General features: G+C 42.0%; 23 protein-coding genes. 19 read left to right on the top strand and 4 right to left on the bottom strand.

What is annotated here, in order from left to right; genetic code table 11:
- Positions 1–29 precede the first annotated feature (29 nt).
- The 6 genes from AC3ISE_RS21690 (at position 30) to AC3ISE_RS21665 (ending at position 6,783) form a co-directional block, all read left to right on the top strand.
- On the top strand, positions 30–1,343 hold the full coding sequence (locus AC3ISE_RS21690; protein WP_489222567.1) for a cytochrome P450: 1,314 nt from the start codon (positions 30–32) through the stop codon (positions 1,341–1,343).
- Positions 1,344–1,495: 152 nt separating this feature from the next.
- Positions 1,496–2,728: a DEAD/DEAH box helicase gene (locus AC3ISE_RS21685; RefSeq protein ID WP_489222566.1), complete on the top strand. Its 1,233-nt coding sequence runs from the start codon at positions 1,496–1,498 to the stop codon at positions 2,726–2,728.
- Positions 2,729–2,733: 5 nt separating this feature from the next.
- A complete protein-coding gene (locus tag AC3ISE_RS21680) occupies positions 2,734–3,639 on the top strand; it encodes a phosphotransferase (RefSeq protein ID WP_489222565.1) in 906 nt (301 codons plus the stop codon).
- A 138-nt stretch (positions 3,640–3,777) separates the two neighbouring features.
- The gene (locus AC3ISE_RS21675; RefSeq protein WP_489222564.1) at positions 3,778–4,395 is read left to right on the top strand and encodes a DUF4004 family protein; all 618 of its coding nucleotides are present in this window, start codon (positions 3,778–3,780) and stop codon (positions 4,393–4,395) included.
- 15 nt (positions 4,396–4,410) lie between these two features.
- Complete coding sequence (locus AC3ISE_RS21670; RefSeq protein ID WP_489222563.1) at positions 4,411–5,193, top strand: polymer-forming cytoskeletal protein; 783 nt, start codon at positions 4,411–4,413, stop codon at positions 5,191–5,193.
- Between the two features lie 232 nt (positions 5,194–5,425).
- Positions 5,426–6,783, top strand: a protein-coding gene (locus tag AC3ISE_RS21665) for an IS3 family transposase (RefSeq protein WP_489221085.1) whose coding sequence is annotated in 2 segments (ribosomal slippage) — positions 5,426–5,897 and positions 5,897–6,783 — 1,359 coding nt in all. Because the reading frame shifts where the segments join, the coding sequence is not laid out codon by codon here.
- A gap of 272 nt (positions 6,784–7,055) precedes the next feature.
- Here AC3ISE_RS21665 and AC3ISE_RS21660 read toward each other — a convergent pair.
- Both AC3ISE_RS21660 and AC3ISE_RS21655 read right to left on the bottom strand, forming a co-directional pair.
- Positions 7,056–8,606, bottom strand: a complete 1,551-nt coding sequence (locus AC3ISE_RS21660) for an ABC-F family ATP-binding cassette domain-containing protein (protein WP_070878834.1) — start codon at positions 8,604–8,606, stop codon at positions 7,056–7,058.
- A 154-nt stretch (positions 8,607–8,760) separates the two neighbouring features.
- Positions 8,761–9,120, bottom strand: coding sequence for a DUF1801 domain-containing protein (locus tag AC3ISE_RS21655; RefSeq protein ID WP_489222562.1), 360 nt, complete (start codon positions 9,118–9,120; stop codon positions 8,761–8,763).
- A 97-nt stretch (positions 9,121–9,217) separates the two neighbouring features.
- Here AC3ISE_RS21655 and AC3ISE_RS21650 point away from each other — a divergent pair, with 97 nt between their 5' ends.
- The 6 genes from AC3ISE_RS21650 to qoxD all read left to right on the top strand — a co-directional run bounded on the left by AC3ISE_RS21650 (position 9,218) and on the right by qoxD (position 17,053).
- Positions 9,218–10,135, top strand: a complete 918-nt coding sequence (locus AC3ISE_RS21650) for an aminoglycoside phosphotransferase family protein (RefSeq protein WP_489222561.1) — start codon at positions 9,218–9,220, stop codon at positions 10,133–10,135.
- A gap of 37 nt (positions 10,136–10,172) precedes the next feature.
- Positions 10,173–12,350, top strand: coding sequence for a DNA topoisomerase III (locus AC3ISE_RS21645; protein WP_489222560.1), 2,178 nt, complete (start codon positions 10,173–10,175; stop codon positions 12,348–12,350).
- A gap of 720 nt (positions 12,351–13,070) precedes the next feature.
- On the top strand, positions 13,071–14,129 hold the full coding sequence (qoxA, locus tag AC3ISE_RS21640; protein WP_489222559.1) for a cytochrome aa3 quinol oxidase subunit II: 1,059 nt from the start codon (positions 13,071–13,073) through the stop codon (positions 14,127–14,129).
- A 20-nt stretch (positions 14,130–14,149) separates the two neighbouring features.
- Positions 14,150–16,096: a cytochrome aa3 quinol oxidase subunit I gene (qoxB, locus tag AC3ISE_RS21635; RefSeq protein ID WP_489222558.1), complete on the top strand. Its 1,947-nt coding sequence runs from the start codon at positions 14,150–14,152 to the stop codon at positions 16,094–16,096.
- Between the two features lie 14 nt (positions 16,097–16,110).
- The gene (gene qoxC, locus AC3ISE_RS21630; protein WP_070878828.1) at positions 16,111–16,752 is read left to right on the top strand and encodes a cytochrome aa3 quinol oxidase subunit III; all 642 of its coding nucleotides are present in this window, start codon (positions 16,111–16,113) and stop codon (positions 16,750–16,752) included.
- Positions 16,742–17,053 (top strand): cytochrome aa3 quinol oxidase subunit IV, encoded by a 312-nt coding sequence (qoxD, locus tag AC3ISE_RS21625; RefSeq protein ID WP_430006248.1) that lies wholly within the window; start codon positions 16,742–16,744, stop codon positions 17,051–17,053. Before qoxC ends, qoxD begins: the two co-directional genes overlap by 11 nt.
- A 52-nt stretch (positions 17,054–17,105) precedes the next feature.
- Here the strand turns inward: qoxD and AC3ISE_RS21620 are convergent, their stop codons facing one another.
- Positions 17,106–17,390: a spore morphogenesis/germination protein YwcE gene (locus tag AC3ISE_RS21620; RefSeq protein WP_309193388.1), complete on the bottom strand. Its 285-nt coding sequence runs from the start codon at positions 17,388–17,390 to the stop codon at positions 17,106–17,108.
- A 742-nt stretch (positions 17,391–18,132) separates the two neighbouring features.
- Positions 18,133–19,449 carry a YjiH family protein gene (locus tag AC3ISE_RS21615; protein WP_489224410.1) on the bottom strand — a complete coding sequence of 439 codons (1,317 nt, stop codon included), beginning with the start codon at positions 19,447–19,449 and terminating at the stop codon, positions 18,133–18,135.
- 228 nt (positions 19,450–19,677) lie between these two features.
- On the opposite strand from AC3ISE_RS21615, the gene nfsA reads away from it, so the two are divergent.
- From nfsA to AC3ISE_RS21580, 7 genes are all read left to right on the top strand, one after another.
- The gene (nfsA, locus tag AC3ISE_RS21610; protein WP_489222557.1) at positions 19,678–20,427 is read left to right on the top strand and encodes an oxygen-insensitive NADPH nitroreductase; all 750 of its coding nucleotides are present in this window, start codon (positions 19,678–19,680) and stop codon (positions 20,425–20,427) included.
- Positions 20,428–20,486: 59 nt separating this feature from the next.
- On the top strand, positions 20,487–21,149 hold the full coding sequence (locus AC3ISE_RS21605) for a type 1 glutamine amidotransferase domain-containing protein (protein WP_489222556.1): 663 nt from the start codon (positions 20,487–20,489) through the stop codon (positions 21,147–21,149).
- Between the two features lie 171 nt (positions 21,150–21,320).
- Positions 21,321–21,770: an Lrp/AsnC family transcriptional regulator gene (locus tag AC3ISE_RS21600; protein ID WP_489224409.1), complete on the top strand. Its 450-nt coding sequence runs from the start codon at positions 21,321–21,323 to the stop codon at positions 21,768–21,770.
- Between the two features lie 168 nt (positions 21,771–21,938).
- Complete coding sequence (locus AC3ISE_RS21595; RefSeq protein WP_489222555.1) at positions 21,939–23,549, top strand: gamma-glutamyltransferase family protein; 1,611 nt, start codon at positions 21,939–21,941, stop codon at positions 23,547–23,549.
- Positions 23,550–23,574: 25 nt separating this feature from the next.
- On the top strand, positions 23,575–24,141 hold the full coding sequence (locus tag AC3ISE_RS21590) for a chromate transporter (protein WP_489222554.1): 567 nt from the start codon (positions 23,575–23,577) through the stop codon (positions 24,139–24,141).
- On the top strand, positions 24,138–24,668 hold the full coding sequence (locus AC3ISE_RS21585) for a chromate transporter (protein WP_489222553.1): 531 nt from the start codon (positions 24,138–24,140) through the stop codon (positions 24,666–24,668). The genes AC3ISE_RS21590 and AC3ISE_RS21585 overlap by 4 nt, the downstream gene beginning before the upstream one ends.
- A gap of 356 nt (positions 24,669–25,024) precedes the next feature.
- On the top strand, positions 25,025–25,846 hold the full coding sequence (locus AC3ISE_RS21580; RefSeq protein ID WP_489222552.1) for a PRD domain-containing protein: 822 nt from the start codon (positions 25,025–25,027) through the stop codon (positions 25,844–25,846).
- Positions 25,847–25,955 lie beyond the last annotated feature (109 nt).

Below are 25,955 nucleotides of genomic sequence, written 5' to 3'. Positions count from 1 at the left end.
GGTAAATAATCTGATAGAGGAGCATGGATATGACTGTATCTTTAGGCGGAAGCCAGCTGAGCAATTATTTAGCTTTTCGAAAGAACCCTCTCCGATTTCTTTTAAATACTCATACACTTGGTGACATTGTTGCCATAAATCCTCATTCCAGGAACACATCCTACATTATTCATTCCAGAGAAGCTGTTAAGCAGATTTTGACTATAAAAGAAGAGTATTTTGAAAAAGGTTCTTCTGCACGGACGCTTGGGAAAACACTTGGAAACGGAGTTTTAACAAGCGAAGGAGACGAGCACAGGCAGCAGAAGAAAATGATGCAGCCTGCCTTTCACAAGCGGAAAATTGCAGGTTATGCAGAAACTGTCACCTCGATGACTCAAGACTTAATCGGCTCATGGAAATCCGGAGAAACGAGGCCGATTCATGAAGATATGATGAATCTGACGCTTAGGATTATCATAAAAACAATGTTTGGAGTCCAGCTTTCTAAAGCGACAAATCATATTACTAAAGCAGTCAGCGATATCATTGAAAAAACGGCCAAATCCTTGCTGACACCTTTTCCTCCCCCTGAATTTTTGCCTACCGTTCAAAATAGAAAGTACAAAAAGGGAGTCCGGGCACTGGATGAACTGGCTGATTTTCTAATTGAAGAAGGAATGAAACAGTCAACAGACGAACACCTTATGTCTTTGCTTCTTGAGACAAAGTATGAGGATGGTGAGCCATTATCGAAAAAAGAAATAAGAGATCAAATTGTCACTATTTTAATTGCAGGACATGAAACGACTGCAAATTTATTATCGTGGGTGTTTGCAATGCTTGCCGTACATCCCGATATTGAAAAAAGAATGCTTGTTGAGTTGGACCTCTTAGGTGACCGTTTGGAGTTCGGGGATTTAAAAGCTCTGTCATTTACCAATCAAATCATACAGGAAACACTAAGGCTTTATCCTTCTGCATGGATTATGCTCAGGGAGGCAAAGGCGGATGCTGAAATCTTAAATGAATCGTTTAAGAAAGGCTCAATCTTTTTGATTAGTCCTTATGTTATGCACCGAAATCCAGCCTATTTCACTGATCCGGAAGTATTTAAACCTGATCGTTTTTCAAAAGAAACGAATGATGAGATACCAATGTACGGTTATTTTCCGTTCGGAGGAGGCTCAAGAGGATGCATAGGAAGCCAGTTTGCCATGATGGAAGCTGTACTGATCGCTGGAACAATCATCAAAGAATTTACGCTTAAACCCGTAAGTAAATCTGAATCAATGGTTCCTGAACCGCTCGTTTCTTTAAGAATAAAGAATGGGTTGTTTATGAATGTAAATAAAAGAGGATAAAAAAATATATTTTCTGGGAAATAGATAGATTGTAGCCTTGCCTTCTTGCCTCGTCTCAACGCATTTTCATTTCAGGGAAAGAAGGTTTTTTCATGTGATAAAGTGTACAATAAGAATCGAAGATAATGAATGACGGATGATAGAGAGGATACATGAAACGAATGACTTTTTCAGCATTAGGAATTTCCGATAGATTAACTAAAGCACTTAAGCACCAGGGTATTTCAAACCCTACTCAAATTCAGGAGGAAGCGATCCCTGCTGTGCTTGACGGTGCCGATATCATAGCGAAGGCACAGACAGGAACAGGAAAGACGCTTGCCTTTGTTTTGCCGATTCTTGAAAAGATCGACACGGAACACAAAGCTGTTCAGGCACTGATTGTCACTCCGACAAGGGAGCTTGCCATACAGATTACAGCTGAAATAAAGAAGATTACAGACAGGCTGGATGAGACAGGAGTTCTCGCCATTTACGGCGGACAGGATGTGGAGCGCCAGATAAAAAAACTGGGTCGCGGCATTCACATTGCGGTTGGGACACCTGGCCGGATTTTGGATCATATACGCAGGGAGACGATCAATCTCTCAGAAGTATCCACGCTTGTGCTTGATGAAGCGGATCAAATGCTTCAGGCAGGCTTCCAGAAGGATATTGAAGAAATCATTGCTCAAACCTTCGACTCCCGGCAGACACTGCTTTTTTCTGCGACCATTACGAATAAAGTGAGAGACTTGTCCAAGCAGTATATGACAAATCCCAAAGATATTACAGTGCAGGAAAAGCAGATTACTGTGGAAAAAATCACTCAGCTGGTCGTGGAGACAAACGACAGGGCTAAGCAGGCGGCTCTTTTCCGTTTTCTGGACGAGCAGCGTCCTTTCCTTGCGATTATCTTCTGCCGCACGAAAATAAGAGCCGGCAGACTGTTTGATGCGATGAAGGCGCGGAAGTATGCAGCAGAAGAGCTCCACGGTGATCTTTCTCAGGCTAAAAGAGAAAAGGTGATGAAGCTCTTCCGCGAAGCCAAAATTCAATATTTGATTGCAACAGACGTTGCGGCACGGGGTCTTGATGTAGAAGGAGTAACCCATGTCTATAACTATGATATGCCTCTCGATGCTGAAACGTATATCCACCGGATTGGAAGAACGGGGCGAGCAGGTGACGAAGGAATGGCTGTCACGTTTGCTGCGCCAAAGGATATGGACGACCTCCATACAATCGAAAAAGGAATTGCGCTAAAGCTGCCGAGACAAAAAATCGACATTCCCTCATCGGAATACACATCTCAGCCTAAAAACAAAGATCAGGTTTACCGCCCTGAAAAAGCAAAAAGAGGATCACAATCCAATCGCGGAAACGCAAGCAGAAGGCCAAGGTAAATCCTTTGGGAAATCCTTGGTCTCCTGAAAGAACGGTCTCAGAGTCCCTGGCTGTAAAGCTTATTACAAACGATTTTCAGAAGCTTCACCCTGTTCGTGCTAAACTGCTCGGAAAGGGATTCGACAATACCGTATTTGAAGTGAACGAACGGTATGTTTTCAGGTTCCCGCGCAGGCAGATTGCTGTTGATTTACTGCAAACAGAAAAGCGGCTTCTGCCCATACTGCCTGACATGGGAATAGCGATACCAGTGCCTATTTTAAGCGGTTCCGCTGGATTAGATTATCAATGGCCGTACCTTGGCTATTCTTACCTTCAGGGGCAAACACCTGCTCATCTGACAGAGAAACAGCGCACTGACATGGCCATTCCATTAGCGAGGTTTTTAAGAGTTCTTCATGCATTTCCTGTCGAACAAGCGCTGAGAGCAGGAGTTAAAAATGATACCCTCGGAAGACTTAATATGAACAAACGAATTCCGATGCTTCGTGAAACAGCAGAGAAGCTTTGCAGGATTCGTCCGGAAAGCCTTCCTGTCATACAGCTGCAAAGCTATGCAGGTCAGCTCGAACCTATCGATGAAGCATCTGAAAAATGCCTCGTTCATGGAGACTTGCACATTCGGAATATCCTGGTAACCGAAGACGGGTGTCTGTCAGGGATCATTGACTGGGGAGACACTCATATTGGGGATCCTGCAGTCGATTTGTCAGCTGTTTACAGCCTTCTTCCACCCGAAGCAAGACTCCTGTTTTTCGAAGAATATGGGCGAATTAATGAAACAACTTCAGCATTGGCAAGGTTTAAAGCGGTCTATACCCTTGCTGTTCTCCTTATATACGGAATCGATCTAAAGGATTGGGTTTTAGTGAAAAGCGCGGAGGAAGCATTAGAGCTTGCGCTGATTTGATGACTGAGCACCTTAAAACGGGCTCGGTCTTTTTGTTATTGGAAAAAAATCCAATTAGATTATTTACAACGAAACAATGTTATGTTACATTTATGTTATAACGTAACAATGTTTTGTTCTTTTGGAAGGAGGATTTAAGTGGAACAAGAGGTTATTTCAAAAAAAGAACTGCTTGATGCAACAGGAATATCATACGGTCAGCTTTACAGATGGAAACGGAAAAACATCATTCCGGAAGAGTGGTTTATTAAAAAATCAAGCTTTACCGGTCAGGAGACCTTTTTTCCAAAAGAGAAAATCATAGAGCGTATTGAAGCGATCAAAGGGATGAAGGATGCATACTCCCTTGATGAGCTATCTGCCTTTTTTTCCCCGCGGCCAGCAGATGTTGCCTTATCGGGAGAAGTGCTTGCAGCCCGTTCGATCCTGACGCCGGAAACTTTGAAAGCATTTGGGAACAGCACTTCAGATGAGCACTATGATTTTCATTCCATCCTTTTTTTGTCGCTCGCTGAGGAGCTTAGAGGGAAGGTCGATGATGAGAGCTGCTGCGAAATGATTAATTTCATGAAGCAAAGCTATAAGGCAGAAGAGCATCAAATAAGCGAGCTGCTGGCGTTTCAAAAACAGTATGTGGTTATTTGGGCAATCCTTAGCCCGCCTGCGCATGTATATTCAAGCTCGGAAATACTTGTAAGAGTAAACCTTGAAGACAAAGTAAACCAATTAAAGCATCGGCTATCGGCAGTTCATTAATAGGGGGATGAGAAGATGGAACAGATGACAAAGCTGCATGATTTGAAAATAAATGGATCGGGATCTGCAGGTGGAGGCCATTTCAAGACAGTCTCTATAAGCGGAAGCGGAAAAATTGCGGGGAACATTGAATGCGAGAGCTTGAAAATTGACGGTTCCGGCAAAGTAGAAGGCTCGATTTTTGCAGAGAAAATCAAAATTTCCGGTTCTTCCGCATTAAAGGGGAAAATAGAGACTAAACTACTCAAAATCAATGGCAGTACAAAGCTTGAGGGTGAGATTTCGGCAGAAGAGCTTACTGTAAATGGGTCCGCCAAGATGCTGAAAGATGTAAAAGCAGGAGATTTAAAGGTGAACGGTTCTGCCAAGATATCCGGAAAGCTTTACGCTGAGCGTATCGACGTAAGCGGAATGTTTACAGCAGCTGGTGATTGCGAGGCTGAGACGTTTCGTTCAAGCGGAGTCATTCACGTAGGCGGTCTGCTTAGTGCCGACGATATCCATATATGCATAGATCACTACTCAAAAGTGAAAGAAATCGGCGGCGAAACGATTATCGTCAGTATCGAGAAATCGTTTAACCTCTTCCGGCGCCTGTTCAGGTTTCTGAATTCTGAGCCGTACCTTCATACGGAAGTGATTGAAGGCGATACGATCCGTCTTCAGCATACGAAGGCGAAATTAGTAAGAGGGACCGACATTTACATTGGGGAAAACTGTGAAATTGGAACAGTCGAATATACTGGAAGTCTTGACGTTCATCCGAAAGCTTCCGTGCACGATTCCGTGAAGGTTTAGCTTAACAGAATTATATATCCCCATAAGTTCATAGACAAAAAGATGGTTTTTTCTCTAGGCTCTTTTCATAATTGTGTTATTTTTAGACTCCATGTTACAAACTATAAGTGGATTGCAGCGGAAGGAACTTGACTCCTGCGGGAAATAGAGCAAAATGGGAGACCCCACAGGCAAACAGTGAAGTGCACCCCTATTGTTGGACACACATCTAACAACAGGAGGTGTACTTCAATTGCGTAATTTTACATTAGAAGAAAAAATTCAAGCCGTACAACGTTATTTGAATGGTTTAGTAAGTTATCGAGAATTAGCTAAAGAGGTTGGAGTCGATCACTCCGTTCTCCGAAACTGGGTGATGCTGTTCAAACATCATGGTGACCAAGCATTCTCCTTTCCCTATACAAACTATTCGCCAGCCTTTAAACTGAGGGTAATTCAATTTACAAATGAAACGAATTACTCGATTCGAGAGGCATCGGCCATTTTCCACCTACCAGATCCTTGTATGCTCCGTAGGTGGAAGAAAAAGTGGGAGATTGGTGGTGAAGATGCCCTTAAAATAAAGGAAAAGGGGCCATCTGCCATGTCATCTCATAATCAAAAGAAAAAGAATAAGAAAGAAAATTCCTCTGACCCATCTATAGAAGAACTGAAAAAAGAAAACGAACTTCTTCGTATGGAGAATGCGTATTTAAAAAAGCTGCGAGCCTTAGTTCAGAAAGAATCAGTAAAACACTCAAAACGCAAGTAATCTATGAACTAAGGCACGAATTCCCTGTTAACCAACTGGTGAAGATTGCTGATTTGCCGAAAAGCACCTACTATCACCGCGTTCAATTATGGAAACAGCCGGATCCTGACCGCAAGTGGAAAAGGAGAATTCGCTTCATTTACCGTAAGCACAAAGGACGCCTTGGCCATCGCCGTATCACAGATGTCCTTCAAGCCAAAGGGTATATGATTAACAAGAAGAAAGTCCTTCGTATTATGAAAGAGATAGGGCTTCAATGCATCGTACGAATGAAGAAGTACAAATCCTATAAGGGCGGGGTCGGAAAAACAGCTCCAAACATCTTAAATCGTAAATTCAAGGCCGAAAAACCAAATCAGAAGTGGGTGACAGACATCACGGAATTTAAATTGTTTGGACAGAAATTATACCTGTCCCCTATTCTGGACCTGTTTAATGGCGAGATTATCACGTATACGCTCAATACAAGGCCTACGTTTGATTTAGTAGAGACGATGTTGATAGAAGGCCTACAGCGCGTGAACGAAAACGACGAACTCTTACTTCATTCTGACCAGGGCTGGCATTATCAAATGCCTCGATACCAGCACATATTAAAAGAAAATCACATTACTCAAAGCATGTCTCGAAAAGGAAACTGTTACGACAACGCCGTTATAGAAAACTTTTTCGGGATATTGAAATCAGAATTTCTGTACTTACAACAATTCGAGAGTATAGACCACTTCAAGAAAGAACTCGAAGAGTATATACACTACTACAATCATTTGAGAATCAAATCACGATTACAACGTAAAAGTCCAGTGTCTTATCGAACTAGTTTTGAGCAAGCTGCTTAGTAAATAAAGTGTCCAATTTATAGGGGGCAGTGCAACAGCTGAGGAGGCTCCCATGCTCCCCGCGGAAAGCAAGTTCCTGGAGCGGAAAGGAACGGACATCATTTCTATGCAAAACAACAACCTATTCGAAAAGCCTTTCGCTAAAGACTTCATTAAGAAATCCGCTGAATCCCTGCTCAAATAAACCTGCAGCATAAAAATAAAAAGCATCCGGCATACCATGTCCGAGAAGACATACATGCCGGATGCTTTTTAAATACCAATAAAACCTTTTATGCTTGTTCTGCCCATTCCTCTACGTTCCAGACCTTTGTGATCCAGTCTTCATAGAAGTCAGGCTCATGGCATACGAGAATGACTGTGCCTTTATAAGCTTTTAATGCGCGCTTTAATTCTTCTTTCGCTGTTACGTCCAAGTGATTGGTCGGCTCATCAAAAAGGAGCCAGTTGCTTTCATATTGAAGCAATTTGCATAAGCGGACTTTTGCCTGCTCTCCGCCGCTCAGCTGATTTAATGGACGGGATATATGTTCATTTTTCAGGCCAACTCGTGCCAGCATTGCACGGACCTGATGCTGATCAAGACCGGGGAATGCATTCCAGACGTCATCGATCGGCGTGATGTTTTCCGCTTTTACTTCCTGTTCGAAGTATGAAGGGAAAAGAAAATCGCCAAGCTGAATGGTACCGCCTAATGGCTTAATTTTCCCTAAGATTGTTTTGAGAAGGGTGGATTTCCCTACTCCGTTGCAGCCGACAATCGCAATTTTCTCTCCGCGTTCAATCGTCATGGTGAGCTTTGGAAGAAGGGGGTGCGTGTACCCGATTTCAACATCTTTTCCTTCAAACACAAATCGGCTGCTGCCGCGTGATTCTTTAAATTCAAACGTCGGCTTCATCGCCGTTTCAGGCCGGTCAATCCGGTCCATGCGGTCAAGCTGTTTTTGACGGCTTTTCGCGCGTCCGGTTGTCGAATAGCGCGCTTTGTTTTTTGCAATGAAATCTTCTTGCTTTTTAATGAAATCCTTCTGCTTTTCGTAGGCATGAAGGTGCTGGTTTTTATTGATTTCCGCAAGCTCAAGGAATTTTTCGTAAGTAGCTGTATAGCGAGTCAGCTTAGAGAATTCCAAATGGAAAATAACATCAACGACGCCATTCATAAATTCAGTATCATGAGAAATCAGCAAAAATGCGTTCGGATATTCTTTTAGATAATGGCTCAGCCACTGGATATGCTCAACATCTAAATAGTTGGTAGGCTCATCCAGAAGAAGAACTTCAGGCTGTTCAAGCAGAAGCTTTGCCAAAAGAACCTTAGTGCGCTGTCCTCCGCTCAGGGCAGATACGTCGCGGTCGAGTCCAATTGCATCAAGGCCAAGGCCGCGTGCTGCTTCCTCTACCTTAATATCAAGGGAATAAAATCCGCCGGCATCAAGGTGGTCCTGAATTTCGCCCATTTTCTCGAGCAGCTCTTCCAGTTCTTCAGGACTTGCACTGCCCATCAGTCCAATGACTTCATTCAGTTCTTCCTCTTTTTTGTATAATGGCAAGAACGCGTCTCTTAACACGTCTCTAATGGTTTTTCCTTTTGATAACACGGTATGCTGGTCGAGGTATCCATAATGAACGCCAGGTGTCCATTCTACTTTGCCTGAATCATGGATCAGCTCTTTCGTCATAATGTTCATCATCGTCGATTTTCCGACACCGTTTGCACCGACAAGACCGACATGCTCTCCAGGCAAAAGTCTGAAGGAAACGTCTTTAAATAAAGTCCTATCGCCAAAGCTGTGGCTTAACTTCTCAATTGTAAGTAAACTCATGTTCTTCTTAACCCTCCGCTGCATTCTAAAATATTCATTCTTCCATCATACTAAAACCTTATGGTTTAAGCTATACCGGAAACCCGGAACATTATGGCACAGGCCTTTTCTGCATAATGCTTACTAACCAACAAAAAAAGCAGCGGTTCCGCTGCTACAAGACATACTTTTTCATTAAATCTTCGAGCATATGATCAATGCATCTCAAAATGGTTTGCTTTGAGGTTTGCGAAGTTTCTTTTATAATAATACAGGTTTTTCCTGTAATTCGGGTTGCCAGGTCTTCATGGTAGGCTGCTACAATATTCGGGTCCATTACATAAAACATGAGCCCTTTTTGTCTGCCGGCATAGCCGACCTGCAGCTCACCGTCCAGGTAATAAACGGGAAATCCGTATTCAAATCCTTCTTTTGCACCTGGAAGGGCATTGAGAATCTTTGTCCGGAGCATATGCATATCCTCCAGATGTTCTTCTTTTGCTTTGCGGAAATAAAGCTGTACTTCGGAATGCATCAAGGTACCTCACTTTCTGCTTGTCAAAATCATGAATCACTACTAATTATGGTAACATAAAAGGGAAAACTTGGTTTAAGACGGAGGGGCAAAGATTATGAGAGAAACTGATTTAATCAAGTATTTTGACAGATTTACTCATATAGAAATAATAGATAAAGGTTTCTCAAGCGACTTAAAGTTCATAGCTGTCTGTAAAAGCGGAAAAAAATATGTCCTCCGAACGGCTGAACTGGAAAAGTACGAAGCGAAATTAAAAGAATTTGAGATTTTAAAAGAGATTGAGAAGCGGAAAATCAAATCCTCCATACCCGTTGAATTTGGGAAAATAGAGTCCCTGAATAGCTGCTATATGCTTGTAGAATACATTGATGGAGAAGAAGCTTTAGAGGAGCTTCCCAAGCTTTCCATTCGCGAACAATATCAAATTGGCTATGAGGCCGGCCTCGACCTTTTAAAACTGCATACAATTAAAGCGCCATCATCGCCTCTTTCCTGGTATGACGCGGCCTCTGCAAAGCATGAACGCTATCTGAAAGCATACAGAGAAAGCGGAATTCATTTAGAATATGGCGAGAAAACAAGCAGGTTCATCAATGAAAACCTAGTCTTCATGAAGGATCGGCCCCGCGTTCTTCAGCATGATGATTTCCATCCAGCCAATCTCATCGTCTTAAATGGGGAGTACGCAGGCTGCATCGATTTTAATCGCTATGACTATGGGGATCCTTATCATGATTTCTATAAAGCAGCTCTTTTCAGCAGAGAAGTGAGCATTCCCTTCTCAGTTGGCCAGATAAACGGCTATTTTCAGGATGAAGTTCCGGCTGAATTCTGGAGGCTTTATGCTCTTTATGCAGCCATGAGCATTTTCTCAGCTGTCGTCTGGACGAACAGAGAGACTCCGCATTTAATGGACAGCATGTTGAAGCGTCTGAGCTTGATTGCTGATGATCACTCTGCGTTTGATCAGATTGAACCGAAGTGGTTCAACTCTTTTGGCAGCATTTTGTGATACCATATAATATCGAATGAAAGTGAGGAATGTGACTATGGGAAAAATTGTCGTTCTTGCAGAAAAACCCTCTGTAGGGAGGGACCTCGCAAGAGTTTTACAATGCGGAAAAAAAGGCAATGGATATTTTGAAGGCAGTACGCACATTGTTACCTGGGCGCTTGGGCATCTTGTGACACATGCAGATCCTGAGGCCTACAGTGATTCTTATAAAACGTGGAAAATGGAAGACCTCCCGATGCTTCCGCAGGAACTGAAGCTTGTCGTGATTAAAAAAACAAGCAGACAATTTCAGGCAGTAAAAGCTTTATTAAACCGGAAAGACGTGACGGAAATCGTCATTGCAACAGACGCAGGACGGGAAGGCGAGCTTGTTGCAAGGTGGATTATTGAAAAGGCTCATGTCCATAAACCGATCAAACGTCTTTGGATTTCATCCGTTACGGATAAAGCCATTAAAGATGGATTCAAAAAACTGAAAAACGGCCGGGAATATGAACATTTATTTCATTCTGCAGTAGCGAGAGCAGAGGCTGACTGGATTGTCGGCATGAATGCCACCCGGGCTTTAACGACGAAATACAATGCACAGCTTTCATCAGGGAGAGTTCAAACACCTACCCTTGCCATTATTGCCGAGCGTGAAAATGAAATTAAGGCATTTCAGCCGAAGGCGTATTACGGAATAAAAGCAAATACAGGAGCAGGCCTGCATTTAGTTTGGCAGGATGCAAAAACGAAGGATATCAAGACATTTGATAAAGAAAAAATCGATTCATTGGCTAAGGGTCTTGCGGATAAGGACGCTGTGATTGTTTCTGCAGACAAAGCATACAAAAAGACATTTTCACCTGGTCTATACGATTTAACAGAGCTTCAGCGCGATGCCAATAAACGATTTGGCTATTCCGCAAAAGAGACTCTTTCTATTATGCAAAAGCTGTATGAACAGCATAAAGTTTTGACATATCCAAGAACAGACTCTCGTTACCTCAGCTCAGACATTGTGGAAACGCTCAGTGAGAGAGTAAAAGCCTGCGGTGTAAAGCCATATGCCAAAGCAGCGATGAAAATTCTTCAAAAACCGATCAAGGGGAATCCCTCTTTTGTAGATGACAGCAAAGTATCTGATCACCATGCCATCATCCCGACAGAGGAAACAGTAATTGCGTCTGCCTTCAGTGATAAGGAAAGAAAAATATATGATCTGGTTGTGAAACGGTTCCTGGCTGTTTTATCTCCTCCTTTTGAGTATGAACAAACGACTCTTACATGCAAAATTGGACAGGAAACGTTCCTTGCTAAAGGAAAAGTGGTTCTTTCCCAAGGCTTTAAGGAAGTTTACGAGTATGAGACGGATGAAGAAAAGGAAGGCCTCGCTGAGCAAAAGCTGCCTGCGCTGAATAAGGGAGACGTTCTGAAAGTTCAGACCCTTGTCCAGACAAAAGGAGAAACAAAGCCGCCTGCTCGCTTTAACGAAGCAACTCTTCTGTCAGCTATGGAAAATCCGGCCAAGTATATGTCAGGAAATGCTGATTTAAAGAAGGTCATTGGCGAAACGGGCGGGCTTGGAACTGTAGCAACCCGTGCGGATATTATCGAGAAATTATTTAACAGCTTCCTAGTTGAAAAGAAAGGCAAAGAGCTGTTCGTTACATCAAAAGGAAAGCAGCTGCTGGATCTTGTACCGCAGGATTTAAAATCACCTGCACTTACAGCGGAATGGGAGCAGAAACTAACGCTGATTGCAAAAGGAAAGCTTTCAAAGCAGGCTTTTATTCAGGAGATGAAAGGCTATGCGAAGGCTGTCGTCCAAGAAGTAAAAAACAGCGATAAGAAATTCAAACATGATAACATCACAGGACGCAAATGCCCGGAGTGCGGAAAGCTTCTGCTTGAAGTAAACGGCAAAAAAGGCAAGATGTTTGTATGTCAGGACAGAGAATGCGGCTATCGCAAAGGAGTATCCAGGGCAACAAATGCAAGATGTCCCGTCTGTCATAAAAAGCTTGAACTCAGAGGCGAGGGCGAAGGGCAGATCTTTGTCTGCGGATGCGGCCACAGGGAAAAGCTTTCTGCATTTACAGAAAGAAAGAAAAAATCTCAAAACAGCAAAGTATCCAAAAAAGAAGTGTCAAACTATATGAAAAAGCAAAATGATGAGCTCTCAAATCCGGCATTAGCGGATGCTTTGTCTAAATTGAAATTTGACTAAAAAAGCGGGACTGTCCGATAAATTCCTAAAATAAAGCAGGCTGGAAAAACATTCTATTTCCTGTCTGCTTTTTTCTGTAGGCTCATTTCGTAAACTTTGTTGTTTTTAGACTAATTGTTAAAAATACTAAGTGGATTGTAGCGGAAGGCACTTGACTCCTGCGGGAAAATAGAGGGAAATGGGAGACCCCGCAGGCAAGGCCGAGGAGGCTTTCACCCTCCCCGCGGAAAGCAAGTGACTGCAGCGGAAAGGAACGAGCGATATTTATCATCAAAACAACAATTTATGCGAAGACAGACTTTCTGGATAGCCCCGGTTTTTACATTCACAGAAATTTACATCGACAGACATCTGCACTGAAAGTTTGGAAGATTCATGTTCGTTTTATTACTGGGAATACAGGGTATAGAAAGGTTTGACAAACCATTGTATAACTTATCCTTAAAAAGAAAAATTTGCATTAAAGCACTTTCAATTCCAATAAAAGAAAGGAATTACATAAATATGACTAAAGTATGATAAAAATGTGACATTTATTTGAACGACTGATGAAATTCTCGTGACATTTCAGAAATGGCATCACATCAGGAAGCTAGCTCTGCTAGCATATAGAGGAAAAGAAAACGAAAACATCGTTTTTTTGAAATAATTTAAAGGTATGCTTTTTTGGCATCCACATTATAGTGAATCAGTTAATAATTAGGAAGGAAGGTGAACCTGGTGTTCAAGCTGTTTAAACCATTTTTAGCGTTAGGTCTATTACTCTCTGTTTTTTTACTCGGCGGATGCAGTGAACTCGTCATCCTAGATCCGAAAGGCCCAGTTGCAGCTGCACAAAGTGACCTTATTCTCTTGTCGATAGGTTTTATGCTATTCATTCTTGCTGTTGTTTTTGTACTCTTTACTCTCATCGTTGTGAAGTATCGCGAACGCAAAGACAATATGGAATATGAGCCGCCTGAAATGGAAGGAAGCAAATTTCTTGAAATCGTATGGACGGTTATTCCAATCCTTATCGTAATTGCACTTTCCATTCCTACAGTGCAAACCATCTATGCACTGGAAGAACCGCCTGAGTCATCAAAAGACAAGGCACCTTTAGTCATACACGCAACATCTGTTGACTGGAAATGGATTTTCTCTTATGAAGAAGAGGGGATTGAAACAGTTAACTACTTAAACATTCCTGAAGACCGTGCAGTTGAATTTAAACTATCATCTGCTGATACGATGACAGCATTCTGGATCCCTCAATTAGGCGGACAGAAATATGCGATGTCAGGAATGCAGACTAAGCTGTTCCTTCAGGCAGATGAGCCTGGAACATATGCAGGACGCAATGCAAACTTTACAGGTAAAGGTTTTGAAAGACATACATTTAATGTAGAAGCTATGCCTGAAGATAAGTTCGAAGACTGGGTAGAGGAAACGAAAGACTCTGCTCCTGAATTAACGCAGAATCAATATGATCAATTAATGCTTCCTGGTACAACAGGGAAAATGACTTTCTCTAACACTCATCTTGACTGGGTCGACCACTCAAAAGATTCAGAGTATGCAGTAAGAGTCCGCGAGCAATCCGGCTATGAATTGCACAAGCATGATGAAGTAGATCATTTAGAGAAATTAGATCCAAATAAAGAAATGAACATCGATCATTCTAAAAAATCAGAAGGTCATTCAGAACATGGAGAAGACCACTCCGAAGATGAAACAGATCATTCAGAACACGAATCAGAAGAAAAGACTGAAGAACATTCAGCACACGATTCTCACTGAGAAGGGAGGAAACACCAACTATGAAATGGGATGAATTTATTGTAACCGGCGACCCGTTGATTTTAGGAGCACAGATCTCTATTTTATTAACGTCGATTGCCGTTGTATTCGTACTCACTTATTTTAAAAAGTGGAAATGGCTCTGGACAGAATGGATTACAACTGTCGACCATAAGAAACTTGGAATTATGTACATCATTGCTGCCATTCTGATGCTGTTCCGCGGAGGGGTAGACGCGCTGCTTATGCGTGTTCAGCTGACGCTGCCGGATTCAGAGTTTTTAAACTCACAGCATTATAATGAAATCTTTACAACACACGGAACAATCATGATTATCTTTATGGCGATGCCGTTCCTTATTGGATTAATGAACGTTGTTGTTCCTCTCCAAATTGGAGCACGCGACGTGGCATACCCATATCTTAACTCACTAAGTTTCTGGACATTCTTTGTTGGTGCGATGCTGTTTAACATTTCTTTCGTTATCGGCGGATCACCTGATGCGGGCTGGACGAGCTACACGCCTCTCGCAGGTAATGAGGCAAGTCCTGGACCTGGACAGAACTATTACCTCCTCGGCCTTCAGATTGCCGGGATTGGTACGCTGTTAACAGGTATTAACTTCATGGTCACGATCTTAAAGATGCGTGCACCGGGTATGACGCTTATGCGCATGCCGATGTTTACTTGGACATCTTTAATCACTTGTTTGATTATCGTGTTCGCTTTCCCGGTTTTAACGGTTGCACTTGCGCTGATGTCCTTTGACCGGTTGTTTGGCACAGCCTTTTTCACTCTTGAAAATGGCGGTATGCCAATGCTATGGGCAAACTTGTTCTGGATTTGGGGACATCCAGAGGTTTACATTGTTATTTTGCCGGCATTCGGTATTTTCTCAGAAATTATTTCAACGTTTGCAAGAAAAACCTTGTTTGGCTACAAAGCGATGGTTATCTCTATCGTAGCTATCTCTGGCTTAAGCTTTGTCGTTTGGGTCCATCACTTCTTTACAATGGGTTCAGGAGCGCTTGTTAACTCCTTCTTCTCGATTACGACAATGGCGATTGCCATACCGACAGGTGTTAAAATATTTAACTGGCTCTTTACGCTTTATAAAGGAAGAATCAGATTTACTGTACCGATGCTTTGGTCACTTGCGTTTATTCCAAACTTCGTTATCGGCGGGGTAACAGGAGTAATGCTTGCGATGGCTGCAGCAGATTATCAGTATCATAATACGTACTTCCTGATCGCTCATTTCCACTACGTATTGATTGCAGGTACCGTGTTTGCTTGTTTCGCCGGTCTGATTTTCTGGTATCCGAAAATGTTCGGCCACAAATTAAACGAAAGAATTGGGAAAGTCAGCTTCTGGCTGTTCACAATTGGTTTCAATATCTGTTTCTTCCCAATGTACTTCCTGGGCTTAGCTGGTATGCCCCGCCGTATTTCAACATACGGTGCAGCAGACGGCTGGACTGGACTGAATGTTGTTGCATCTATTGGTGCAGCTGGAATGGCTTTAGGATTCGTTGTTCTTGTTTATAACATCTACTACAGCTTCCGCTACTCACCGCGTGAGCAAACAGGAGATGCGTGGGATGGACGTACACTTGAATGGGCTACAACAACTATGATTCCGCCTCACTATAACTTTGCGGTTACACCTGAGGTTAAGGGTCTTGATGCATTCTGGCAAATGAAAATGGAAGAAAAAGAAACGGGCAAGAAAAAAGAAGTGGTATACAAACCGATCCACATGCCTAACTACTCAGGCAGACCGTTTATCATGTCTGTATTCTTCGGCATCAGCGGTTTCGCACTTGTTTTCCAATGGTGGATTCCGGCTATTGTCGGCTTAATTGGAATTTTTGCCTGCATGATCCTTCGTTCGTTTGAAGAAGATCATGGTTACTATGTAAGTGTTGACGAAATAAAAGAAACAGAACAAAAAATATCTGTGTAAAGGAGGCGTGAATTATGGAACATGCACATCATCATGAAGAACATGATCCAAATGTGCCTCTTGAATATCAATCGGAAATTGGCCGCTTGAATATTCTTGGCTTCTGGATCTTCTTAGGTGCTGAAATTGCGCTGTTTGCAACGCTCTTTGCCACCTACTTTGTATTAGCACCTATGACAGCAGACGGACCTCTGCCAACTGATCTTTTCAAGATCGAAGGCGTACTGATTATGACGTTCCTGCTGTTAACAAGCAGTTTCACATGTGGTCTTGCTATTCACGAATTGCGTCGCCATAATCAAAAAGGCGTTATGTTGTGGACCATTATTACATTGGTATTAGGTTTAGGGTTTGTTGGCTATGAAATCTATGAGTTTGTAGAATATGTTCACCATGGTGCTACATTGCAGTCTAGTGCAATGTGGTCTGGATTCTTCGTTTTGGCAGGAACCCATGGACTTCACGTCACCATCGGGATATTCTGGATTAGCTTTATCTTAATGCAAGTAAAGAAACGCGGTTTAACACCGCAGACATCTGCGAAGCTGTTTATCTCAAGTCTTTACTGGCATTTCCTAGACGTTGTCTGGATCTTCATCTTTACAGGAGTGTACTTGCTTCTTATGATGGGAGGATTAAGTCCGCATGGCCACTAATCAGCAAAAAACAGCAGAGAGTCACAATCATTTTCCTTGGAGTCACGTCATTGGCTTCATCTCATCGATTGTCCTGACACTAGTAGCTTTATGGCTTGGATTATATACTGATTTTGCATTATCTGTAAAAATCGCTGTTGTTTTCACTCTTGCATTCCTTCAGGCTGGCATTCAGCTATTCATGTTCATGCATATGACGGAATCAGAGAGCGGAAACGTTCAAGTAGTCAATACAGTATTCGCGATCTTTGTTGCGGTTGTAACAGTTCTTGGCTCTGTATGGGTTATGAATGACCATTAGAATCCAATAAAAAACGCCCTTGGCCGGAAAAGGCCAGGGCGTTTTTTTATGCTTATTTAATAATATCAAGGTTGCTTTTAGGTTCAGCTTTACGTTTTAAGATCGGCTTTGCATAAATCAGGTAGGCTGCAACGTGAGCAAATATTAGGTTAATGAAGAAGAGAGATCCTCCAAGCACATGCATGGCCATACTCAAATCCATTGTTGCATACATGCCGAAGTAGCCCCACAGCAATAAGATAAACGGTATGTGAAGGAGTGCCAAATTCTTGCGCTGATCCCACAAGAACAGAGGTGTGGCACTTACAATAAGTAAATATACGAAAAATACATCCATTTTTAACAACTCCCTTTTATATACTTCGTGTCAACGCTTACATTATTTTAATTGTGACAAACTCAGAAACACTTTGTGAAAGTTTTGTTACAATTAGTATATCATATTAGGTTTAAAATTCCAGTACTTCTAACTATTTCTTATAAATAAATTTGAAAATACTGAAAATAACAGTGGTCTTTTCCCGCTATGTCTCATTCTATGCCTGTTCACCCATGGTTTATGCTCGTTTCGGGATCCATCATTTAGGTTGTTTTTGCATAATTATTGTTTGGAATATAAATGTTGTCCGTTTCTTTGCGCTCCAGGAACTTGCTTTCCGCGGGGAGCATGGGAGCCTCCTCGGCGTTGCCTGTGGGGTCTCCCAATTTGCTCTATATCCCGCAGGAGTCAAGTTCCTTCCGCTGCAATCCACTAATAGTTTGTAACATGTAGTTTAAAATAACAAAGTTATGAAAAGACCCTATAGAAAAAAGCAGAATGGAAATAACATTAGTTCTTCCTGCCTGCTTCATTTTAGAGACTCATTGGACAATCCCAATTTGGAATATATAATCAACATACGTTACATGGAGGCGCAGCTAATTAAAAACAATAGATGAAATCGATTCCAACTGTGATGTATTAGAACGATTTCCTCTTATGTAATAAATATTTCAACAGATAATCAGCTCCGGGAAAATAAGGTGTGGAACTGAAAAACGCATGAACCTTGTTCGGTTCATGCGTTTTTATGACAATGTTAAAACAGCAAGTGTGCAATCCCAACAATAACAGGAAGCGTAATGATTGTACGAAGAAGGAAAATGATCACTAAATCCTTGAATGAAACCGGGATTTTTGAACCGAGCAGCAGCCCGCCGACTTCAGACATGTAAATAAGCTGGGTAACAGAGACACAAGCTATTATAAATCTGGTCATTTCACTCGTAATCTCACTTGCTAATACTGTAGGAAGGAACATATCAGCAAAACCAACAACAAGTGTTTTGGATGCTTCTTTTGCTTCTGGTATTTGCATCAGTTCAAGCAGGGGAATGAACGGCATTCCAAGCCAATCAAATACCGGAGTGAACTCCGCTGTCATTAAAGCAATTGTTCCAAGTGCCATGACAATAGGGGCAACCCCCATCCACATATCAAGGACATTTTTTGTTCCGTCTTGAAAGAAAGAAATGACACTCTTATTTTTTTCTGCCTGAACAAGTGCCTGTTTATATCCCCAGCTAAATGGAGTATATCCACTTGGTACAGCTTCAGTAATCTTTTTATCCTGACCGTGATAGTAAGTATCAGGTTTAGTGGAAAGTGGAGGAATTCTGGGCAGCACTAGAGCTGCAATAATTCCTGCAAACGTAACAGTTAAATAAAATGGGACAAACAAATGTCCAAGCTCTACTTGAGAAATGACAACTAAACTGAAGGTAATCGATACGACAGAAAAACTTGTACCAATAATGGCAGCTTCACGTTTTGTATAGAAGCCTTCTTCATACTGTTTACTTGTAAGCAATACTCCAATCGTTCCATCACCAAGCCACGATGCGACACAATCAACAGAGGATCTGCCAGGCAATTTAAATACAGGTCTCATAAACTTGGCAAGCAGAGATCCAAAAAGCTCAAGCAGCCCGAAATTCAGGAGCAGCGGAAGAAACAGTCCTGCAAACAGGAATACGCAAAATAAAATCGGAAGCAGATCATTTAAAAGAAGTCCGCCGGTATTTTCAGACCAGATCCACTCAGGCCCTATTTTAAATAGTGTGAGAACGGCAAAGATCGCTCCGAGAACTCGGGCAATTACCCAAATGATGGGTACATCAAAAAGCGCTGTAAAGAATGGGCTTCGTTTAATAAAGCCTGGTTTTACTAATTTTGCTGCAGCAGTGCCTATCAAGGTTAGGATGATGATAATCGTCATAATAGAAGGCAATGCATTTCCAAGCTGTTCTTGAAGAATTCCAGAGAGAATCGCAATTGGAATTGTCACTTCACCTTTATAGTTAATCGGAACCATAAATAATAGAATCCCAAGCATGGAAGGGATGATAAATTTCATTGTGTTTTTAGTCTGTGAAGTCAATGTGTGTGCTCCTTACATCTAGTACATATTTATGTAACGTGTGTTATTTTAATGCAATTTGACGAAAATGCCAATGCTTTTATGCAAATTTCCTGTATTTTCACGTATACAATACCCGGTGCAAAAGTTCCTTAATCTTATTATCTGCAAAATGATCAAATCTTAGGTAAGATAGTTAAAACAAATAATAAAGGAGCCTAAATTATGAACAATGTCATTGACACGATCTTATCTCACCGCTCGATTCGGAAGTTTGAAGAAAAACCGCTGAGTGATGAACAAATCAAAACTATTGTGGAGTGCGCTCAGGCGGCTTCCACTTCAAGTTTTATTCAGGCGTATTCCATTATTGGCGTGAAAAATCCTGCAACTAAACAGAGATTGGCGGAGCTTGCAGGCAATCAGTCATATGTGGCTCATAACGGACATTTCTTTATTTTTTGCGCAGATTTGCATCGCCACGAAGTTTTGGCAGAGATGGAAGGCGTAAACTTAGATGATACGCTTGAGAGCACAGAGAAATTCATGGTAGCGGCAATAGATGCTTCGCTTGCAGCACAAAATGCTGTCATTGCGGCTGAATCCATGGGACTTGGAGCGGTTTATATCGGCGGACTGAGAAACAGCTTAAACGACGTCTCTGAGCTGCTTAAAACACCAGACAGAGTTATCCCTCTATTTGGACTTGCTGTAGGCTATCCGGCCCAAAATCCCGATAAAAAGCCAAGAATTCAGCCTGAACATATTTACCATGAAGAAGCTTATGAAACCGACAGCGAAACATATATTCGTCAATTAGAAGACTATAATCGCATTATTTCTGCTTACTACCATGAAAGGACCGAAGGAAAGAGAGCGGATACTTGGACAAATCAGATGGCAGCCATGCTTTCTAAGCCGACGAGAATGTATATGAAAGAGTTTGTTGAATCGAAAGGGTTTAATAAAAGATAAGCCGGGAAAACTTACTCCGTGTGAATAAATTTGATTTTACTCATAAAGGAGCGGTAAAAATGCCAGAAAAAATATTAGTCGTCGTGACAACTGCAGACAAAATTACAGAGGAATATAAAACTGGACTTTGGCTGTCAGAATTTGCTGAACCATACACGGAATTTACAGCCAATGGTTATGAAGTAACCGTTGCAAGTCCTAAAGGCGGAGAAGTTCCTCTTGATCCCAACAGCTTAGAGGGCGGAGAACAGGATGAATGGCCAGAAGCCATCAGCAGGCTGAAAGATACTCAAATACTGGATGACATTCAAGGAGATGAATATGCAGGGATCTTCCTTCCTGGCGGTCATGGAACCATGTTTGATTTCCCGTCCAATAAAAAATTGCAGGAGCTGCTCGTGCATTTCGCAGAAGCTGATAAAGTGATTGGAGCTGTCTGCCACGGTCCTGCAGGATTTGTTGGACCTGTCCTTTCAAATGGAAAACCTTTAGTTGAAGGCAAACGATTAACAGGATTTACGAATGAAGAAGAAGTGGACACAAAGCTGGATCAATATATGCCATTTCTTTTAGAAACAGAGCTTACAGAGCTTGGTGCAGAATTTGTGACAGCTCCAAAATTCACTGAGCATGTCGAAGTCGATGGAAAGCTGGTTACTGGACAAAATCCGCAATCGAGTGAAAATGCGGCAAAAGAATTTGTCAAAGTTTTATCAAAATAAACTGCTGAAAAAGACCTTAAATGGTCTTTTTTTGTTGGTTTTTGTTTCACGTGGAACGTTTTGCTTGAGAAACGTTTACATTTGAAACACTTTTCTTCACTATTTGCTAAGATTATAATGAAACTATTATTTGGAGGGTTCTTTTTGCTTCTGAAGAAAGTGGTGGGGAAATTGAAAATAGATGAGATTGACAGGAAAATTATTAAATTGCTGACGGAAAATGGCCGCATGTCGTATGTGGATATTGGAAAAGAATTAGAACTTTCCCGAGTGGCAGTACGGGAAAGAGTCAATCAATTAATAAGTGAGGGTGTCATTGAAAGGTTTACTGTTGTCGTAAATTTTGAGAAGGTTGGCAGATCTGTATCTGCATTTTTTGAAGTGGATTGTGAGCCTGCCTTTTTAGTAGAGGTTGCTGAAACGCTCGCAGACAATCCTAAGGTGGCCAGCTGCTATCAAATGACAGGGCCGAGCACTCTTCATATGCACGTGCTTGTTGAAGACTTTACGGCTCTTGAAAAATTCATCAACCACGAGCTTTATGCTCTGGAAGGAATCACGAGAGTTGAGAGCCACATCCTGCTCAGAAGATTTAAGAGCAGAAATGGACTGAAATTATAAAATAGGCAGCTTTCTGCACCTTAAATAGATTGAATATTTTACGTATTCAGATATAATCTTTATTAGAGAATAAACTTTACAAAAGGTAAGCTCAGCAAGTCAGTTGCTTAACAAATGTTTGAATCTTAATTAATTTTTAAACAATATGATTATAAGGAGATCCGAAATATGAATTTCGATTATTTAAATCATCCATACCCATCAGAACGGCAAACTGTATTTGCGAAAAATGGAATGGTCGCCACTTCTCAGCCTCTTGCTGCCCAGGCTGGCTTGGATATCCTGAAAAAAGGCGGAAATGCGATCGATGCGGCGATAGCAGCAGCTGCCGCCTTAACGGTTCTTGAACCAACCTCTAATGGCATTGGAGGAGACGCATTTGCACTGGTTTGGACAAACGGAAATCTGTATGGCCTAAATGCAAGCGGTCCTGCTCCATCGGGGCTCTCCATTGAAGCTGTTAAGGCAAAAGGATACGCAAAAATGCCTGTACATGGAGTAACTCCTATAACGGTTCCAGGTGCTCCAGCTGCTTGGGTACAGCTATCAAAGCGCTTTGGACGTCTGCCTCTTCAAGATGTGCTTGCTCCTGCAATCGCATATGCTGAAGAAGGATATCCTTTAACTCCAATTCTGGGAAAATATTGGGCTCTAGCTTATGAAAAATTTAAAACGGCTCTAACAGGTCCTGAGTTCGAAGCTTGGTTTGCTGCTTTTGCACCAAACAAGCGGGCCCCTAAAATCGGTGAAATCTGGCGTTCAGCAGATCATGCAGCTACTTTAAGAGAGATAGCTGAAACGAATGGTGAAAGCTTCTATCGCGGACGATTAGCAGAGAAAATCAGTTCCTTTGTTGAAAAGCACGGAGGTTTTCTATCAAAAGAAGATCTTGCTTCCTATGAAGCAGAATGGGTTGATCCAATTTCGGTGCATTACAAAGGGTATGATGTATGGGAGATCCCGCCTAATGGCCAGGGGATTGTCGCTTTACTGGGGCTCAATATATTAAAGGGCTATACAATGACCGAAAAGGACAGTGCAGATACCTACCATAAGCAAATTGAAGCGATGAAGCTTGCTTTTACAGACGGGAAAGCATATGTAACAGATCCGAAAGAGATGAAGATTACTGCGGAAGAGCTTTTGTCAGAACAATATGGGGATAAGAGAAGGGCAGAAATAACGGATGAGGCGATTTTACCTGAAGCCTATGAGCCTGCAAAAGGCGGCACTGTGTATTTGGCCGCTGCAGACGGGGAAGGCAATATGGTTTCGTTCATCCAGAGCAATTACATGGGATTTGGTTCGGGGGTTGTCATTCCTGGAACAGGAATCTCCATGCAAAACCGGGGACATGATTTTTCTCTTGATGAAACACATCCGAATGCATTAAAGCCGGGAAAGAAAACCTATCATACTATTATTCCAGGTTTTTTGACAAAGGATAATCAAGCTGTTGGTCCCTTTGGCGTGATGGGCGGATATATGCAGCCCCAGGGACATCTTCAGGTAGTCATGAACACGATTGATTTTCACCTGCATCCGCAGGCAGCTCTTGATGCACCGCGCTGGCAGTGGATTGAGGGAAAAAAGGTGCTTGTTGAGCCTCACTTTCCTTCGCATCTTGCACAAGCTTTAGTCCGGAAAGGCCATGAAATCCAAAAGACAGTGGATACAGGCCAATTTGGACGCGGGCAGATTATATGGAGGGATCCTGAAACTGGTGTGCTTACTGGAGGTACAGAGCCAAGAGCGGATGGATCGATTGCATCGTGGTAAGGGAAGAAATCGAGGTGACTTTTTTGTGAAACAGTGGAATATTTTCATTGCATTTTTCAGGTCAGGCATGCTTGGATTTGGTGGTGGACCTTCGACCATTCCGCTTGTGCATAAAGAAGTGGTTGAGAGATTTAAATGGATGAATGATGATGAATTTTCAGATGTGCTGGCGCTCGGGAATACACTTCCGGGGCCAATTGCAACGAAGATGGCCGGATATATCGGATATCGGATCGGGGGCTATGCAGGCATGTTGAATGCTGTCATCGCAACAGCACTTCCAACCGTAATCTTGATGATTTTGCTGCTGACAACCTTAAATGCTTATAAAGATGAAGCATGGGTCAGAGGAATGTCTCAAGCAGTTCTGCCGGTCGTGGCTGTCATGCTGCTTACTCTTACATGGGATTTTGCGAAGAAATCATCGCAGTCCTTTGGCTTGCTAAAAACGATTATCCTTATGGGAGCATCCCTTTTCTTAATGGAGGCTATCCACGTTCATCCGGGTATTCTAATTGGTATTCTGCTGCTTTGGGCTATTTTTTATAAAGGGAAAAGCGGCGGGAAGAAAGAGAAGGGGATGGATTCATGATTTACTGGCACATTTTTTTGGCCTTCTTCCTGCCTGGCATCCTCGGGTATGGGGGAGGTCCAGCTTCCATTCCCCTTATTGAAAAAGAAGTAGTCGACCGCTATGAATGGCAGACCGTCGGTGAATTCAGTGAGACACTGGCACTTGGAAACGCACTCCCTGGCCCGATTGCAACAAAAATGGCCGGCTTTATCGGCTATCAGGAGGGCGGCTTGTTTGGAGCAGCGGTTGGGCTGTTTGCCACTATTGCTCCCTCACTGATTTTAATGCTGATTCTTTTAAAGGTTCTAATGAAGTATAAGGAATCGCCTCAGGTAAAAAGGTTATCCACAGCGGTAAGGCCTGTCATCGCGGTTATGCTTGGAGTCATGACCTATCAATTCCTGGATAATGCCGTTCTTGGTTTTGGAATATGGCATACTCTGCTGTTGTTTATCCTTAGCTTCGTCCTGCTTGAAAAAATGAATGTTCATCCTGCCTTTGTCATAGCAGGAGCACTTGTTTATGGAGGAGTTTTCCTTTCATAGTCTGGTTCAATCCCTCTTCAAAAATGGAAGAGGGGTTTTTTATGAGATAAGGATAAAATTTAAGATAATCACAATAGTTTTAGACTTATCAACAGGCCTGTGAATAATTGCATTTCCTCTGTATATATAGTGGCGAACAATTGTACCCACACAAAATGTGGATAGAAATTGTGGATATGTTGATAACTTCTGTTGATAACTGTTGTCGAATGGTGGAATAACATGTGAATATCTAATAATTTAACAAAAAATTTAAAAACGTTTACATAGATTTACAAAATACACAGGTATTTGTGCTTTTTCAGCATTTTTGGCATGATGGTGTTACAATTATGTTCGCAGGAAGGAATAGACCTTTGAGAATCTATAAAATCTTAAACAATAATGCTGCAGTCGTTCTTGATGATCAGCAGGAGAAAATTGTAATGGGTCCGGGAATTGCTTTTCAAAAAAGCAAAAATGATATTATACCGGCCGGTAAAATTGAAAAAATATTTGTGATGAGAGAAGAAAGCGAGAAATTTCAGCAGCTGCTGCAAATGGTCCCCGAAGATCACGTTGAGCTTGCCGAGGAGGTCATCAGCTACGCTGAAGGCCGTTTGATGTCGCCGCTCAGCAATCACATTCACATAGCTCTGACAGATCACCTGTCGTTTGCGATTGAAAGAATTCAGCAAGGCTATCAAATTCAAAATAAATTGCTGAATGAAATTAAAGTGCTCTACAAAAAAGAATTTGAGATTGGATGTTGGGCAATCCAAAAAGTGCAGGAAAAGCTTGGCGTCACTCTTCCAGAAGATGAAGCGGGACACATTGCCCTCCATATTCATACGGCGAAATTAGATTCTGCTGATATGACGGTTACCTTAAAGCATACGACTATTATTCAAGAATCAATCAGCATAATAGAAGAGCACTTCGGGCTGAAGCTCAGTGAAAATTCCATTTCCTATCAGCGTCTGCTGACTCACCTTAGATTCGCCTTAAGTCGACTTGAGCAGGACGAGGAGTTTCATGTCATGGATACAGACATGCTGAGCCTGATTCAGGAAAAATACAGTTTTTCCTATCAATGTTCAAAAAAGATTGCAGATTATTTAAGCGAGGAATACAATCAGCATTTTCCAGAATCAGAGATTGGCTATATCACCCTTCATATTCAGAGATTAAGCGAGTAAAAAAATCTTGACGCACACGCTTTCATCTCATACAATGAAAGCGTATAAAAAAACTTCATATCCGGGATTGTGACTGGTTATGCAGGCAAGACCTAAAATTTGTAAAGAG

This window comes from Metabacillus sp. KH_069 (genome assembly GCF_057838075.1).
This window is presented reverse-complemented; position numbering and strand designations above follow the sequence as displayed.